The organism is Serinicoccus sp. JS2-9, from assembly GCF_059025165.1.
This window is the reverse complement of the sequence record NZ_CM180091.1, coordinates 2,614,914-2,629,637: the sequence shown is the minus strand read 5'-3', so window position 1 is coordinate 2,629,637 and position 14,724 is coordinate 2,614,914. Positions and strand designations below refer to the sequence as shown.

The following is a 14,724-nucleotide window of genomic DNA, read 5'->3' as shown; positions in this document are numbered from 1 at the left end:
CGGCTAGGTTGGAGGGGTGCGCATCGACATCCTCACCCGCGAGTACCCGCCCAACGTCTACGGGGGAGCCGGCGTCCACGTCGCCGAGCTGACCCGGGCCCTGCGCTCCCTGGAGGGGACGCAGGTGCAGGTCAGAGCCTTCGACGAGCCAGAGGACGAGCCCGACACCACCGGGTATGCCGTGCCGCAAAACCTCACCGACGCCAACGGTGCGTTGCGCACGCTCGGCGTCGATCTGCTCATGGCGCGCGACGTCGCCACCGGCGGAGCCGACCTCGTGCACAGCCACACCTGGTACGCCAACATGGGCGGGCACCTGGGCGGCCTCTTGGCCGAGATCCCGCACGTGGTGAGCGCCCACAGTCTCGAGCCGCTACGACCGTGGAAGGCCGAGCAGCTCGGCGGCGGCTACGGCGTCTCCTCGATGGCGGAGAAGGTGTCCTACGAGAGTGCCGCCGGCATCATCGCGGTGTCCGCGGGCATGCGCCGGGACATCCTCAAGGCCTATCCCTCGGTCGACCCCGACAGGGTGCACGTCGTGCACAACGGCATCGACGCCGACCTGTGGCAACGCGACACCTCGGAGGGCGCCGCCGAGTTCGTGCGCTCCCAGGGCATCGACCCGCACGCCCGCACCGTGGTCTTCCTCGGTCGCATCACCCGGCAGAAGGGGCTGCCCTACCTCCTCAAGGCCTTGCGCGCCCTCGACGACGACGTCCAGGTGGTGCTGCTCGCCGGAGCACCGGACACCGAGGAGATCAAGACCGAGGTCATCGGGCTCGTCGACCAGCTCCGGGACGACCGCGGCGAGGGTGCCGCACCGGTGGTCTGGATCGACGACATGCTGCCGCGAGACAAGGTCATCGCCGTCCTGTCGCACGCCACCGTCTTCGTCTGCCCCTCGGTCTACGAGCCGCTCGGCATCGTCAACCTCGAGGCCATGGCGTGCGGCGCCGCCGTCGTCGCGACCGCCACCGGAGGCATCCCCGAGGTGGTGGTCGACGGGGAGACCGGATGGCTCGTCCCCATCGACCAGCACGACGACGGCACCGGCACTCCCCGGGACGAGGAGAGCTTCGTCGCCGACCTGGGTCGCGCGCTCGTCGAGGCCTGCTCGGACGGTGAGGAGGCCTCCCGTCGGGGAGAGGCCGGTCGGGCCCGCGCGGTCGAGCAGTTCAGCTGGACCACCGTCGCCGAGCGCACGGTCGAGGTCTACCGCGCCGTGCTGGAGGGTCGTATGCCGGACCTCCCCGAGGTCGGCTGACGCGTCGTTCCGGGTCGCTGCCTCCGCGGCCGCGCCCTACCGTCGGTGCATGAGCGACATCCTCTCCATGCACCCCTCCCGCGACTCCTTCGACCAGGCCGAGCTCCGGGCCGCCATCGACGCGGCGGCCTCCTGCGCGAGCACCTGTGGCACCTGCGCCGACGCGTGCCTGCGTGGCGAGCACGTGACCGACATGGTCCGCTGCATCGACCTCTGCACCCAGTGCGCCGCCATCTGCCGCACGACGGCTGACGTGCTCTCCCGCCCCGGCCCCAACGGCGACAGCTGGGAGGAGATCGTGCGCGCCTGCATCGCCACCTGCCGCGAGTGCGCGCAGGAGTGCGGCTCGCACGAGCACGACCACTGCCAGGCGTGCGCCGATGCGTGCCGGGCCTGCGCGGACGCCTGCGAGGCCCTCCTCGCCGTCGCCGACTGACTCACCGCGCGATGCCGCCCGGTCAGCTGGGCGGCATCGCGCGGCATACCGTCAGATCGCCTGGTCGCGGGAGCCGTGCAGGGCGATGCCCCGGAGCAGCTTGTTGACCGCGGTCCGGTTGCTCTGCAGGTCCCCGCTGACCCCGAGCCGGTTCTTGAGCGTGGTGACCTCTCGCTGGGTGTTGGGACCCCAGTCGCTGTCGACGGCGATCCCCGAGCTCAGGAAGGTGTTGCAGACGGCCTGCACGAAGACGGTGTCCGAGATGTGAACGTGTCCCCCTGACGCTAGGGCGGCGTGGGTCAGGAGGGGGTCTGCAGATGGTCTGGACGTGGCAAAGGGTTGGTCAGGGAAAGGTCAAGCCTCAGCGCCACCCGGCCAGGTGCAGGACCGCCAGGTTGGTCGCGTCGGCCAGGGCGGTGGCGGCCTGGGACTGCAGCCGGCGCAGGGTATGCCCACGCGCGCTCGTGCTCGCCAGGTCCACCGACTCCAGGGCCGGGTCGAGCCCGGCGTCGGCCATGGTCAGCACGGTTCCGGCGAGACTGATCAGCCGCGCCGCCCGCCCCGGCATCCCCGGCGGCAGGCCCCAGTCCTCGTCCTGGGCCGCTCGCACCCGCCCCAGCCCGCGCTCGGTGGGGGCACCGAACGGAGTCGCTCCCGCGGCCAGCAGCTCCTCGGTCCGGTCGGCCAGTTCTGTCCGCAGCGAGAGCTCGACCTGACCCAGGTCCAGCGCCTCCACCCGGTGCGTCGGGTAAGGCTCTGCGGCATACGTCTGCCACCGGGCCGCCCATCCCTGGTCGCCCTCCGGCCCGAACGGCTCGACCGTCGGCACCAGCGCGCCGCCGAGCCCGGGGATGAAGACGCACTCCTGCGCGACGGCCGCCGCCGCCTGCAGCTCGGCCCCGGCACGCGGCATACCGGCCAGGTCGCCGGGGCGGGGGAGCGCCACGAGGACGGCCCGCTCGCCGAGGCTCTGCCACATCGCCAGCGGCTCCTCCAGGCCCGTGCAGTCGTCGAGGTCCGGCAGAGCCCGGACCGCCACCTGGGCCACGTCGATCCGGCCGGCGAAGGCGGTGGTGGCCCACAGGGCGACGCGGCAGCTCGCGGGCAGCTCGTGGTCGCGCATGGGGGCGATGCTAGGACGTGGGCGCCGACTAGAGTGGACCGCCATGAGCGATGTCCTCGAATTCGCCGGCGTCGGTGTGCGCCGCGGCACGACCGACCTGCTCACGGGCGTGGACTGGTCGGTCGAGGAGGGGGAGCGCTGGGTCGTCATCGGCCCGAACGGCGCCGGCAAGACGACCCTGCTGCAGCTGGCCGCCGCCCGGATGCACCCCACGACTGGGGTGGCCGGCGTGCTGAGCGAGGTGCTGGGCACCGTCGACGTCTTCGAGCTGCGCCCGCGCATCGGTGTCTCGAGCGCCTCGGTGGCCGACCGCATCCCCGACGAGGAGCGGGTGAGCGACGTCGTCGTGACCGCCGCCTACGGCGTGCTGGGCCGCTGGCGCGAGGAGTATGACGAGACCGACGAGGCCCGCGCCGCCGAGCTGCTGGGGGCGCTCGGGGTGGCGCACCTCGCGACCCGCCGCTTCGGCACCCTGTCGGAGGGGGAGCGCAAGCGGGTGCAGATCGCGCGCGCGCTCATGACGGATCCGGAGCTCATGCTGCTCGACGAGCCCGCCGCCGGGCTCGACCTGCGCGGGCGGGAGGATCTCGTGGGGCGCCTCAGCCTGTTGGCCCAGGACGTGGAGGCTCCGGCGATGGTCCTGGTCACGCACCACGTCGAGGAGATTCCTCCGGGCTTCACCGACATCCTCATGCTGAACGAGGGCCGTGTCGTCGCCGCCGGACCGATCGAGGTCACCCTCACGGCCGACAACCTGTCCCGGACGTTCGGCCTACCGCTCGTCGTGGACCGCCACGGCGACCGGTGGGCCGCCCGCGCCGCGCAGCCTGGGGAGCGCGCAGGCCTCGGCGTCGGGGAGCACGCCCCCCGGTGACCGTCTTCGAGGTCGTCGCGATCATCCTCGCGGGCCTGGCGGCCGGGACCATCAACACCATCGTCGGGTCAGGCACCCTCGTCACTTTCCCGACCCTGCTCTTCTTCGGCTACCCGCCGGTGGCGGCCAACGTCTCCAACAGCCTCGGCCTGGTCCCGGGCGGCCTGACCGGCACGTGGGGCTATCGCCACGAGCTGCGCAGCCTCGGGCCGATGCTGAAGCGGCTCGGCCCGGCCAGCCTCGTGGGCTCGGTCATCGGGGCCCTGCTGCTGCTCTGGCTGCCGCCTGCGGCCTTCGAGGCGATCGTGCCGGCGCTCATCCTCGTCGCGCTGCTCCTCGTCGTCTTCGGTCCCCGGCTGCAGCGCTGGGCCGCGCAGCAGCATGCGGAGCGGATCACGACCGGGCGGTGGGTGGCCCTCATCGTCGGCATCCTGGCCGCCGGGGTCTACGGCGGCTACTTCGGCGCCGCCCAGGGGGTGCTCCTGCTCGGGATCATGAGCATCCTGCTGCCGTTGTCGCTGCAGCAGATCAACGGGATCAAGAACGTCCTGGCGACGATCGCCAACCTCGTCGCCGCGCTCGTCTTCCTCGTCGTCGCGCCGGAGCTCGTCGACTGGGTGGTGGTGCTCCTCATCAGCATCGGCTCGCTGCTCGGGGGAGTCATCGGTGCGCGGGTCGGCCGCCGGATGCCGCCGAACCTGCTCCGCGGCGTCATCGTCGTCATCGGCACCATCGCCATCGTCAACCTGCTCCTGACATGAGCACCGACCCTCCTGCGATCCCCGACGGCGCCACCTGGATCGACGACCCCCGCGACGAGCGGGTGCGCGACTACTTCCAGCTCACCGACGTCGCGCTGCGCCGCGTCCTCGAGCCCGCGAAGGGCCTCTACCTCGCCGAGTCCGACAAGGTGATCCGCCGCGCCCTCGCCGCCGGTCACCGGATGCGCTCGCTGCTCCTCACACCCCGCTGGGCCACCGAGCTGACCGAGCTGGTCCAGCCGGCGCTGGCGAACGACATACCGGTGTATGTCGGGAGTCCGCAGGTGATCGAGCAGATGACGGGCTTCCACCTGCACCGGGGCGCGATCGCGGCGATGCACCGTTCCGACCTGCCTCCGGTGGCCGAGGTCGTCACCGGAGCGAGCCGCGTGGCCGTGCTCGAGGACGTCGTCGACCACACCAACGTGGGCGCGGCCTTCCGGTCCGCGGCGGCGCTCGGGGTGGACGCGGTGCTGGTGACCCCCCGCTGCGCGGACCCGCTCTACCGCCGCGCGGTGCGGGTCTCGATGGGCACGGTCTTCCAGGTGCCGTGGACCCGGATCGACCCGTGGCCGGGTGGGGTCGAGACACTGCGGGGTATGGGGTTCACCGTCGCCGCGCTGGCGCTCGCCGACGACGCGGTGAGCCTGGAGCAGCTCGAGGCCGACCCGCCAGAGCGCCTCGCCCTGGTGCTGGGCACCGAGGGCGACGGCCTGTCGAGGCGGACCGTCGAGGCGGCGGACCTGACCGTGCGCATCCCCATGGGCGGGGGCGTCGACAGCCTCAACGTCGCCGCCGCATCCGCCGTCGCTTTCTGGGCGTTGCGTCCTCGTGCTATATAGTTTGTGATATAGAAAGGGTGGTCGATCATGGCGGTGACGAGTGTCGATCTTGATCCGCAACTGATCGAGCGGGCGCGTGCCCTCACCGGTGAGCGGTCGAACCGCGCCGTCCTGGACCTGGCGCTGCGCCGGCTCATCGCGGCCAAGCAGAAGCGTGACATGGTCGACGGGATCGCGCGTCTGACCGATCTCGAGGAGGAGCTCGGTGCGCCCGTGGTGGATCCGGATCGCCGTCGTGAGCCCCGTTGACGGACTACCTGGTCGACAACTCGGTCTGGGCCCGGCTCGCCGCAGGTGACCCGGGGGTGGTCCGGTGCGTGCGGCGCATCGAACGGTCGCCGTCCGACCTCTTTCTCACCTGCCCGCCGCAGGTGCTGGAGTTCTGTCACAGCGCCCGAACTCACCAGGAACATCTGGTCTATCGCGAGCGGATCGCGACTTTCTCCACATCGCCAGCGTGACCGAGCTCGTCGCCGGGTACCTCCAGCCGGCGCCCGAAGCATGAGTCGGGTCGTCGGGAGTTTCGCCGAGGGCGGCGACGACTACGAGCGGCTGCGGCCCGGCTACCCCGACGCCGCCGTCGAGCTGCTGGCGCCGGGGGCCGGGCTGGACGTGGCGGACGTCGGCGCGGGGACCGGCAAGCTCACGCGTGCGATGGTGGGGCGGGGCCACCGCGTCGTGGCCGTGGAGCCGTCGGCGGCGATGTGCGCGACGCTGGCCCGGGTGCTGCCGCGAGTGCGCGTCGTTGCTGCCACGGGTGAGGAGACGGGGCTGGAGGACACCAGCATCGACCTCGTTACCTACGCCCAGGCCTGGCACTGGACGTACCCGGATGCTGCAGGCAGGGAGGCCCACAGGGTGCTGCGCCCGGGCGGCGTGCTGGGGATGGTGTGGAACATGTTCGACAGCACCGTCCCCTGGATGGCCGATGTCGAGGCGGCGATGCACGCCAGCCTGCGAGCCTGGCGGCCCGAGCCGGCCGGAGGGGTGAAGGCGGTGCCTCCGGGTGGTGATTTCGCGCCTCGCGAGCGGGATCTCGTGCGGTGGTCCGAGCGGCGGCCACTGGAGGACCTGCGGCTGCAGGTCCGGACCCGGTCCTACTACCTCGAAGGGACGGCGGCTGAGCGGGCCGGCATCGACGGCGCGGTGGAGGCCGCGCTCGCCCGGCAGTTCCCCGGCGCCGGCGCCGATCAGATCGTCGAGATCCCCTACGTCACCACGGTGGACCGGTATCGTCGCCGCTGAACCGCGCCGGGCGGGGCCGCGACGGGGGTGAAGAAGGTGGCGGCGAGGCCCGAGGCCAGGCCGGAGTTCTGCATACCGGCCTCGATGGCCAGGGTGCGTGCCGACCGCTCGCCGAGGCGGGTGACCCCACGGCATACCCGAGCGCCAGGCACGATAGTGGTGGCCATGCCGACGCCGTCGACCGGCAGGCACTCGCCGACCAGCCGGCGGGTGCGAGGGGCGTCAGCAGCATGCTGACGCCTAGGCCTACGAGCGGGGGGCGCTAGGCGCTGCGGTCCTCAATCGTCGTGTCCGTCGGTGTCGACATCTGGTCAACCGATCGCTCGAAGGAACGTCCCGTGAGCGTCGGCAAGGGGTCCGACTCTCACGTGACCATCTGGCTTGCGGTCAGGTGCTGATCTCCAGCGCGAGGCCGTCCACGACCTGGACCCCCGGCAGGCTGCGCGTCAGCGAACCGGGCAGTCGCAGCTTGCTCTGTCGCAGGCCGGACCCGATGACGATCTCCTCGCGGTCCAGCACCCGGGCGTCGACCAGCACCGGCCAGTCGTCCGGGAGCCCGACGGGGGTGATGCCGCCGTACTGCATCCCGGTGCGGGCCACCGCGTCGTCCATGGGCATGAACGAGCACTTGCGGACGTCGAGCGCCTTGCGGATCGTCGTGTTGACGTCGGCCCGGGTGTGCCCGAGCACGAGCGCCGCGCACACGCGCTCCTCGCCGCTGCGCGAGCCGGCGATGACGATGCAGTTGGCCATGTCCTCCAGGTCCCACCCCATCGCCTCGACGAGCACGGCGGTGTCGGCCTGGTCGGGGTCGATCTCGGCGACCTCGATGTGGTCGACCTCGACGACGCCAGCGACACGCATCTGCCCCAGGGCGGTGACGACGGGATCGGCCAGCAGCTCAGGCCTATCCAGTGCGGGGGTCCACTCCAGCGTCACAGCTGGTAGGTCCCCGTGATCGAGCCCCGCGCGAGAATGTTGCCGAGGGTGGTGAACTGCGCCTTGGCCACGGAGCTGTTGGCGTCCAGGCCGGTGTTGTCGGTGTCGAGCGCCCAGACGGTGAAGACGTAGCGGTGGGGCACGTCTCCCTCGGGCGGGGCGCAGCCGCCCCAGTCCTTGGTGCCGAAGTCGTTGGCCAGGGTTAGGGCGCCGGAGCCGTGCTGCTGGCCGTACTCGCCCGCGCCGGAGGCCAAGCTGGTGACGTCGGCGGGGATCCCGAGGATCGCCCAGTGGTCGAAGCCACCCACCACGGGGGCATCCGGGTCGTGGCAGACGAGCAGGTAGGACTTCGTGCCCTCCGGCGCGCCGCTCCAGGAGAGCTGCGGGGAGACGTTGCCCTGGCCGTAGCCGGCGCTCTGCGGCAGCGCCTCGCCGTCGCTGAAGTCCTCGCTGGTGACCTGCAGCTCCGCGGGCGCGGCGGGCAGGATCTCGGTCGGGTGCGGTGCGGTCGTGCGCTCAAGACTCATGCCCCGAACCTAACCCGCCGCACCGACACCCGCACGCCGCAGGGAGGCCATCAAGGGCGTGTCGGTGGAGCGTGACACAGTGGTCGGCGTGACTTCGCCGGGCGACGCGCGACGGTGCATCATGCACCTCGATCTCGACGCCTTCTTCGCGGCGGTGGAGCAGCGCGACAAGCCGTCGTTGCGCGGTCGACCGGTGATCGTGGGCGGGCTCGGCGGACGCGGAGTCGTCGCCACGGCGTCCTACGAGGCGCGGCGGTATGGCGCGCGCTCGGCGATGCCGACGATCGAGGCCCGGCGGCGCTGCCCGGCCGGGACGGCCTTCCTCTCCGGGCGGTTCGCGGCCTACCGCGCGAGCTCGGAGGTCGTCATGGCGATCCTGCGGGAGCAGTCACCGCTGGTGGAGCAGGTCTCGGTCGACGAGGCGTATGTCGATCTCACGCCGCCCGCAGGACCGCTCGGCTGGGACGCGGAGGAGCCTGCCGAGTGGTGCCACGTGCTGCTGTCGCAGATCGCGGAGGCCACCGGAGGGCTGACGGCGTCGATCGGGCTGGCTCCGAGCAAGATGATGGCCAAGCTCGCCAGCGAGATGGACAAACCCGCCGGCGTGACCGTGGTGCGGCCGGGGGAGGAGCTGGGTGTACTGCATACCCTCTCCGTGCGGGCGATCCCCGGGATCGGTCCGGCGACGGCGGCCCGGTTGCACACCTTCGGCGTGGACACCGTGGCCGACCTCGCGCGCATGGCCGAGCCCGACCTCGTCTCGATCTTCGGGACGGCCCACGGGACGGCTCTGCACCGGCTCGCGCAGGCCGAGGACGACCGGCCGGTCGTGGTGGAACGCGAGGCGAAGTCGATCTCCGTGGAGGAGACCTTCGAGACGGACGTGGCCGACCGAGAGGCCCTGGAGGCCGAGCTGGCCCGGATGGCAGGTGGCCTGGCCCGACGGATGGTCACCGCCGGTGTCTTCGCCCGCACAATCACCGTCAAGGCGCGCCAGCACGACTTCACGACCCAGACCCGGTCGGGCACCCTGCCCTTCGCGACCGGCGACGAGTCCGTCATCCTCCGGGAGGGCCGACGGCTGCTGGGCTCGGTGGACGTGAGCTCGGGGTTGCGGCTGCTGGGGCTCGGCGTCGCGGGACTCACCGTGCACGCGCAGGAGGAGCTGGCGTTCGAGACGGCGTACCCTCTCGCCGAGCAGGTGGCGCTGCCTGATGCGGTCAGTCTGGCCGTGGACGACCTGCCGGACGCGGAGGAAGTGGAGGGGACCGAGCAGGCGGTCAACGCCGAGGTGACGACACGTCATGACGGCACCGAGGTGGAGCGGCCCCGGGCGGTGGCCGGGCGTCTGCTGCCCGGGTGGCGGACAGGTCAGGACGTGCGCCACGACGAGCACGGCACCGGCTGGGTGTGGGGGAGCGGGCGTGGCGTGGTGACCGTGCGCTTCGAGGGGCCCCGGACGTCACCAGGACCGGTGCGATCCTTCGCCGAGGACGATCCCGCGCTGCACGTCGCGGACCCCCCGGACTGGCGTGATCCACCCTCGTGAGCGTGCTAACCTTGTCGGTCGTTGCGCACTTCCCACGAGTGCCGCAGCAGCACACCTGTCCGGGTGGCGGAATGGCAGACGCGCTAGCTTGAGGTGCTAGTGCCCTTAACGGGCGTGGGGGTTCAAGTCCCCCTCCGGACACCGACCGACCGAGCAGCCCTCGGCTCTGACACAGGTCAGCGCCGAGGGCTTCGCCGTCTCCAGGAATGGGTGGTGAGTGGGCGCCTCACCGCCGGGAGGCGTAGATCCGGCGCACGACGTCCTCGATGTCGGGCTCCTCGATCGCGAGGTCTCGCACCTCGCTGAGCTCGGACACCGCCGCGAGCACGGCAGCGGCCGTGGTGCGCTCCTGGTCGAAGGCCAGCCGTTGCCGCAGCCCCTGCCCCTCGCTGCTCAGATGCTCGGCGTGCGGTATGCAGTGCAGGTCGTCCGTGGGCCGCTCCAGGTCGACGACGAGCACCCGTCGTGCACCGGCGGTCCGCGACAAGCCGGTCAGGGAGCCGTCGTAGGCCAGCCGGCCGTCGTCGATGACCAGCACCCGCGGGCAGAGGCGCTCGACATCGCCCATGTCGTGCGTCGTGAGCAGCAGCGTGGTGCCGTGCTCGCGCCGCTCCTCGATGAGGAACTCCCGGAGCCGCTGCTTGGACAGCACGTCGAGGCCGATCGTCGGTTCGTCCAGGATGACCAGCTCCGGCGAGTGCAGCAGCGCAGCCGCGACCTCGGCGCGCATCCGCTGCCCGAGCGAGAGCTGACGCACGGGGGTGTCGAGGAAGGATCCCATCTCCAGCCGCTCCACCAGCTCGTCCGTGCGGGACCGCTCGGCCTCGCGGCCGAGGTGGTGGATCGCCGCGAGGATCCGGAAGGACTCCTCCACCGGCAGGTCCCACCACAGCTGGGAGCGCTGCCCGAAGACGACGCCGATCCGCCGGGCCAGCGCCCGCCGCTCCTGCACGGGACGCAGGCCGCAGGTCCGCACCTCGCCGGAGGTCGGCACGAGGATGCCGGCGAGCATCTTGATCGTCGTCGACTTGCCGGCTCCGTTGGCGCCGATGTAGCCGACCGCCTCGCCCCGCTCGATCCGGAACGTCAGGTCGTCGACGGCGCGCACGCGCCGGCCCCGGAGGCGGCTCCCACGCGAGCGCACGACGAAGTCACGAGTGAGTCCGCCGACCTCCACCACCGACCTGCTCATCCGCCCGCTCCCTGGTAGTGCCGCATGCCCCAGTGCCAGCACGTCAGCGCCAGCGCCCACGCCCAGAGCGCGGCGACCGGCGTCAGCCACGCCACCCATGCCGGCAGGCCGAAGGGGAAGGGCAGACCCAGCAGCCACAGTGCCGGCAGATAGCCCGTGAAGACCACCGGGAAGATGAGGCCGAAGACCAGGAGCAGCGATCGCGGCCACACCGACGCCGGCTGACTGGCGGCATACCGACCGCCGTAGACGAAGGCGTTGGTCGTCTCGGCACCGTTGACGAGGAAGAACTGCAGGCCACCCGCGGTGACGAACATCGCGGCGTAGATCGCGGTCGCCGTCGGGATCGTGAGCGCGAGCAGGGCGACGTTGGTGGGGGTCCACTCGACGCCGCTCACGGTCAGCCCGAGGCCGAGGATCACCGCCCCACCGGCGACCCGCGCGAGCCGTCGCAGGTCCAGGTCACTGGTGATGAGTTGGGCCAGCACCGGCTGCGGCCGCAGGTAGAAGACGTCGATGGTGCCGGCTCGGATGTAGGGCGGGAGCCGGTCGACGTGGCCCACGAGGAGGTCGGCGAGGCTGAACGTCATCTCGGCCAGCCCGAAGACGAGCATGACCGAGGCGAGCGTCAGACCACCGATCGCGTCGACCTGCCCGAAGAGGACCCACACCTCGCCGAACTCCACGAGCGTGATGAGCCCGGCGCCGATGAGGTCGAGCCGGAAGGAGGTGCGATAGCTCCGTTGCGCCCGGATCCGGGACGCGAGCACCGCACGGTATGCCGTCGCGTCCGCCCGCAGCGTGCTCGGCTCAGCCACCCTGCACCTCCAGGTGGCGGCGGCCGGCGCGGGTGAGCAGGTGGCCGAGCAGGGCGACGGCCGCGACCCAGCCGACCTGGGCGGCGACCAGACGCAGCGCGTCGCTGCCGACGGCATACCCGGAGAGGATCTCGATCGGCGTCATCAGCATCGATGGGAAGGGCGTCAGCCGCGCGATGGTCTCGAGCCAGTCGGGGAAGATGCCGACCGGGATGTAGAGCCCGCAGCAGAAGCTCGCGATGATGCCGTAGCCGACCTGCAACCCGCGTATCTCGACCAGCCAGAGCGCCGTCATGTTCAGGGCGTAGACGCACAGGTAGGAGATGGCCATGGCGAGCAGGACGCTGACGGCTCCGAGAAGGTAGGGCCAGGCGCCGCGTGGCAGGACGAAGCCGGTCGTGAGCAGGCCGACCGTCAGGGTGGGCAGACCGCGGGGGAGCAGGGTGAAGAGGCGGCTGCCGAGGTACGTCGAGAGTCCGGCGAGCTGCAGGTCGAGGGGGCGCAGGAAGTCGACGGCGATGTCGCCTGACCTGATCCGCTCGCCGAGGACGTCACGCCCATAGACGTTGATGAGCCCGAGCATCGCCTGACTGAGCCAGACGTAGGCGAGCATCCGGCCGGTGTCGTAACCGCCCAGCGTCCCGCCTGCGGCAGCGAGCGTCGCGAGCAGGATGGCGGCCTTGAGGAAGCCGAACGTCACGTTGGCGACCAGGCCCCCGAGCGCGGCCCCCAGGTAGGCGCTCTGCTGGCGGAAGCCGGCGGCGAGCAGCCTCCAGTAGGCGCGCGCCGGGGCAGGCGCGAGCGTCGTGGAGGCGGGGGTGGTCACAAACGCACGAGCGTACCCGCCGGCACACCCCGACGCGTGCCAACTCAGGCGTCGATCCGGGCCCCCAGGGACTCCGCGAGGGCCAGAGCTCCGGCCAGGTCAAGCCGGGCGCCGCGGACGGCGGTCTCGGTGAGGTCCGCGCCGACGAGCGTGGCCCCCCGCAGGTCGGCCTCCTCGAGGCGGGCTGACCGCAGCAACGCTCCGGTGAGGTCGCTGCCGCGAAGGGTGGCCTTGCGCAGGTCGGCCTCGGTGAGGTCGGCCTCGATGAGCCGAAGGCCGGAGAGGTCCTGCTCGCGCAGATCGGCCCCCCGCAGTGACACCCCCCACCAGGAACCGCCGGAGACCGTGATCGGCCGTAGGTCGCACCCGGCGAAGCTGCTCCCGTCGAGGCGGCAGCCCTCCAGGGTGGCGTCGAAGAACGAGGTGTCGGTGAAGGTGCACGCGACGAAGGCCGTCTGCCGGTGGACCGAGGCGTTGAACCGGCACCGGTCGAAGGTGCAGTCGGTGAAACGGCATCCCGACGTCACGGCCTCGGTCAGGTCCACCTCACGGAAGGTGCAGTCGCTCCAGGTGCGGCCGTCGAGCTCTGCGGCATACCAGTCCTCGTCGACGATGGTCTGTCTGTGCGTCTCCGCGGGCGCCGCGTCTCCGGTGTTCACGCCTCCTCCGCCCGGGCCGACGTGGGGATGCTGACCTCATGGCCGTCCTGTTGGGCGGGGTGATCAAGGCGGCCCAGGAGCTCGGTCCGGAGCACCTCGTGCGGGCCCCGCAGCAGGTCACCGACGACCTCCCGGCGCAGATAGGCGGTCGCATCGTCCGGCGCCGGCGCCACCCGCCGGGCGCGCGCGACGACGTTGGCGTGGAAGCCGGAGCTGGTGCGGGGCGAGCGCGCCGACAGCTCCGCGTCCGGCACCGTCACCGGGTGCCAGTCGCCGGGAAGGTCGAGGCTGAAGGGTGGCGGCGCCGGGAAGGTGGTCGACGGATAGCGGACCGTCATCGGCCCCACGTCTGCGGCGGGCCGGGGGCGATGGGGGTCGGTCACCGGGCGCCCTCGTCGTCCGATCCCAGCGGCTGGCAGTCGTTGCCGCACCCGGTCGCCGAGGGCGGTGAGTCCTCGCGCGGCCTGCGGTGGAGCACGGCATGGCTCGGCTCGATGATGAGCTCGGCTGCGGACATGGCAGCCTGGCCGTCGACGATGAGGCTGTATCCGCCAGTCTGCACGGGCGGCAGCAGGAGCGTCACCGCCGGGCGATCAGGGACGGTCCGCTGCGCCGTCCGCCCCGGCGCCTGGGCGACCAGCACGCCGTCGCGCATGGAGATCGCGACCTCTCCCACGTGCGGTCGGTCCCCGCCGGACAGCACGAGGTATGCCGTCGCGTGCTTCTTGATCGCCTCGGCCAGGTCGTCCAGGTCCACCACGATGCTCATGTCTGCATCCTGCCGTACGCGCCAGACACACCGTCCCGGCGTGCGGCCTCGGCGAGGCGAGCGATCTGCTCCGGGCCGACCCGGCAGCAGCCACCGAGGAGGCGCACCCCGGTCGCGAGCAGCTCGGGAGCCGCGGCCACGAGATCGCTCTGCTCCACCGAGCCCGCGCCTGCACGCCAGGTCCTGGTGTCGTGGTCCCAGCTCTCGCCGCTGTTCGGATAGGCCAGCAGCGGCAGGTCGGTCCGCTCGCGGAGGATCCTCAGCGTCCCCAGGGCATCCGGCACCGTGCAGCAATTGACTCCTACCGCGACCAGAGTGCTGTCCGCCAGCAGCGGCGCAGTCTCCTCGATCGGCGTGCCGTCGCCGAGGACACCGTCGCGGACGGTAAGACTGAGGGCAGCCGGGGTGGCCGCTGCGGCCAGCTCCGCGATGAGGGCCTTCACCTCGACGATGCCGACCAGAGCACACCGGAGACGTCGAGCCCGCGCCTCTCCAGATGCGTGCCGAGGCCTCCGTCGAGGACGACCACCGGATCGTGCCGCAGGGCGTCAGGGAGGGAGGACAGACCGACCTGCACGCGGCCAGAGGTGGGAGCAAGGGGCACGCTGGTGTCCTCGGGGATGCCGGTGACCGCGAAGTCACGCCTGAGATGACCGGTGGCCGACCACCAGGCGCTCCCTCGCGTCCGACGCTGGTGCGCCTCGAACGCGCCACGGTCCACGAACCGCTCGGCCACGCGCCACACCCCAGGCTCAGCCGTCTCGTGCAGGTCGAAGGCCAGGCAGCCCGGCTCCGCCCGGCTGGGCCGGATGTGCTCGGGAGCAGCGTGACGCACCACCGCGGTGTCGGCATCGTCGCAGCAGTGCAGCGTGCCGGTCAGCTTCACCTCGCTGGTCATGG

General features: G+C 71.8%; 20 protein-coding genes, 1 tRNA gene and 1 pseudogene. 9 read left to right on the top strand and 13 right to left on the bottom strand.

Annotation, left to right across the window (positions count from 1 at the left end; all coding sequences use genetic code 11):
- The first annotated feature begins 16 nt into the window (after positions 1-16).
- Both glgA and AC5PYY_RS12775 read left to right on the top strand, forming a co-directional pair.
- Entirely contained in the window at positions 17-1,264 is a 1,248-nt protein-coding gene (gene glgA, locus AC5PYY_RS12780) for a glycogen synthase (RefSeq protein ID WP_493897186.1), read from the top strand.
- A 49-nt stretch (positions 1,265-1,313) separates the two neighbouring features.
- The gene (locus AC5PYY_RS12775; protein WP_493897185.1) at positions 1,314-1,700 is read left to right on the top strand and encodes a four-helix bundle copper-binding protein; all 387 of its coding nucleotides are present in this window, start codon (positions 1,314-1,316) and stop codon (positions 1,698-1,700) included.
- 51 nt (positions 1,701-1,751) lie between these two features.
- Here the strand turns inward: AC5PYY_RS12775 and AC5PYY_RS12770 are convergent, their stop codons facing one another.
- Positions 1,752-1,946, bottom strand: coding sequence for a hypothetical protein (locus AC5PYY_RS12770; protein WP_493897184.1), 195 nt, complete (start codon positions 1,944-1,946; stop codon positions 1,752-1,754).
- 115 nt (positions 1,947-2,061) lie between these two features.
- Positions 2,062-2,823 carry an Rv1486c family protein gene (locus AC5PYY_RS12765; protein WP_493897183.1) on the bottom strand — a complete coding sequence of 254 codons (762 nt, stop codon included), beginning with the start codon at positions 2,821-2,823 and terminating at the stop codon, positions 2,062-2,064.
- A 43-nt stretch (positions 2,824-2,866) separates the two neighbouring features.
- On the opposite strand from AC5PYY_RS12765, the gene AC5PYY_RS12760 reads away from it, so the two are divergent.
- The 5 genes from AC5PYY_RS12760 to AC5PYY_RS12740 all read left to right on the top strand — a co-directional run bounded on the left by AC5PYY_RS12760 (position 2,867) and on the right by AC5PYY_RS12740 (position 6,545).
- Positions 2,867-3,697: an ABC transporter ATP-binding protein gene (locus AC5PYY_RS12760; RefSeq protein ID WP_493897182.1), complete on the top strand. Its 831-nt coding sequence runs from the start codon at positions 2,867-2,869 to the stop codon at positions 3,695-3,697.
- The gene (locus AC5PYY_RS12755) at positions 3,694-4,458 is read left to right on the top strand and encodes a sulfite exporter TauE/SafE family protein (RefSeq protein WP_493897181.1); all 765 of its coding nucleotides are present in this window, start codon (positions 3,694-3,696) and stop codon (positions 4,456-4,458) included. The genes AC5PYY_RS12760 and AC5PYY_RS12755 overlap by 4 nt, the downstream gene beginning before the upstream one ends.
- Complete coding sequence (locus tag AC5PYY_RS12750) at positions 4,455-5,300, top strand: TrmH family RNA methyltransferase (RefSeq protein WP_493897180.1); 846 nt, start codon at positions 4,455-4,457, stop codon at positions 5,298-5,300. Before AC5PYY_RS12755 ends, AC5PYY_RS12750 begins: the two co-directional genes overlap by 4 nt.
- Before the next feature lie 27 nt (positions 5,301-5,327).
- A complete protein-coding gene (locus tag AC5PYY_RS12745) occupies positions 5,328-5,549 on the top strand; it encodes a type II toxin-antitoxin system VapB family antitoxin (protein ID WP_493897179.1) in 222 nt (73 codons plus the stop codon).
- A gap of 252 nt (positions 5,550-5,801) precedes the next feature.
- A complete protein-coding gene (locus AC5PYY_RS12740) occupies positions 5,802-6,545 on the top strand; it encodes a class I SAM-dependent methyltransferase (RefSeq protein WP_493897178.1) in 744 nt (247 codons plus the stop codon).
- Here the strand turns inward: AC5PYY_RS12740 and AC5PYY_RS12735 are convergent.
- The 3 genes and pseudogenes from AC5PYY_RS12735 to AC5PYY_RS12725 all read right to left on the bottom strand — a co-directional run.
- Positions 6,545-6,652 (bottom strand): annotated as a pseudogene (locus tag AC5PYY_RS12735) (bile acid:sodium symporter family protein); the annotation flags it as partial. The gene AC5PYY_RS12740 and the pseudogene AC5PYY_RS12735 sit on opposite strands and share 1 nt — an antisense overlap.
- A 280-nt stretch (positions 6,653-6,932) precedes the next feature.
- A complete protein-coding gene (locus AC5PYY_RS12730; protein ID WP_493897177.1) occupies positions 6,933-7,484 on the bottom strand; it encodes a YbaK/EbsC family protein in 552 nt (183 codons plus the stop codon).
- Positions 7,481-8,011: a YbhB/YbcL family Raf kinase inhibitor-like protein gene (locus AC5PYY_RS12725; protein ID WP_493897176.1), complete on the bottom strand. Its 531-nt coding sequence runs from the start codon at positions 8,009-8,011 to the stop codon at positions 7,481-7,483. The genes AC5PYY_RS12730 and AC5PYY_RS12725 overlap by 4 nt, the downstream gene beginning before the upstream one ends.
- A gap of 121 nt (positions 8,012-8,132) precedes the next feature.
- Between AC5PYY_RS12725 and AC5PYY_RS12720 the strand changes: the two genes are divergently transcribed.
- Complete coding sequence (locus AC5PYY_RS12720; RefSeq protein WP_493897175.1) at positions 8,133-9,560, top strand: DNA polymerase IV; 1,428 nt, start codon at positions 8,133-8,135, stop codon at positions 9,558-9,560.
- Positions 9,561-9,617: 57 nt separating this feature from the next.
- Positions 9,618-9,701, top strand: a tRNA-Leu gene (locus AC5PYY_RS12715).
- An 85-nt stretch (positions 9,702-9,786) separates the two neighbouring features.
- On the opposite strand, the gene AC5PYY_RS12710 is transcribed toward AC5PYY_RS12715, so the two are convergent.
- From AC5PYY_RS12710 to AC5PYY_RS12675, 8 genes are read right to left on the bottom strand one after another with little or no spacing between them, the layout of a single operon-like run.
- Positions 9,787-10,752, bottom strand: coding sequence for an ABC transporter ATP-binding protein (locus tag AC5PYY_RS12710; RefSeq protein ID WP_493897174.1), 966 nt, complete (start codon positions 10,750-10,752; stop codon positions 9,787-9,789).
- Positions 10,749-11,570, bottom strand: a complete 822-nt coding sequence (locus AC5PYY_RS12705; RefSeq protein WP_493897173.1) for an ABC transporter permease — start codon at positions 11,568-11,570, stop codon at positions 10,749-10,751. Before AC5PYY_RS12705 ends, AC5PYY_RS12710 begins: the two co-directional genes overlap by 4 nt.
- Positions 11,563-12,396 (bottom strand): ABC transporter permease, encoded by an 834-nt coding sequence (locus AC5PYY_RS12700; protein WP_493897172.1) that lies wholly within the window; start codon positions 12,394-12,396, stop codon positions 11,563-11,565. Before AC5PYY_RS12700 ends, AC5PYY_RS12705 begins: the two co-directional genes overlap by 8 nt.
- 44 nt (positions 12,397-12,440) lie before the next feature.
- Positions 12,441-13,055: a pentapeptide repeat-containing protein gene (locus tag AC5PYY_RS12695; RefSeq protein WP_493897171.1), complete on the bottom strand. Its 615-nt coding sequence runs from the start codon at positions 13,053-13,055 to the stop codon at positions 12,441-12,443.
- Positions 13,052-13,438: a hypothetical protein gene (locus AC5PYY_RS12690; RefSeq protein ID WP_493897170.1), complete on the bottom strand. Its 387-nt coding sequence runs from the start codon at positions 13,436-13,438 to the stop codon at positions 13,052-13,054. The genes AC5PYY_RS12695 and AC5PYY_RS12690 overlap by 4 nt, the downstream gene beginning before the upstream one ends.
- A complete protein-coding gene (locus tag AC5PYY_RS12685; RefSeq protein WP_493897169.1) occupies positions 13,435-13,824 on the bottom strand; it encodes a hypothetical protein in 390 nt (129 codons plus the stop codon). Before AC5PYY_RS12685 ends, AC5PYY_RS12690 begins: the two co-directional genes overlap by 4 nt.
- Positions 13,821-14,267 carry a homocysteine S-methyltransferase family protein gene (locus tag AC5PYY_RS12680; RefSeq protein WP_493897168.1) on the bottom strand — a complete coding sequence of 149 codons (447 nt, stop codon included), beginning with the start codon at positions 14,265-14,267 and terminating at the stop codon, positions 13,821-13,823. Before AC5PYY_RS12680 ends, AC5PYY_RS12685 begins: the two co-directional genes overlap by 4 nt.
- Entirely contained in the window at positions 14,264-14,722 is a 459-nt protein-coding gene (locus AC5PYY_RS12675) for a putative quinol monooxygenase (protein ID WP_493897167.1), read from the bottom strand. The genes AC5PYY_RS12680 and AC5PYY_RS12675 overlap by 4 nt, the downstream gene beginning before the upstream one ends.
- Positions 14,723-14,724 lie beyond the last annotated feature (2 nt).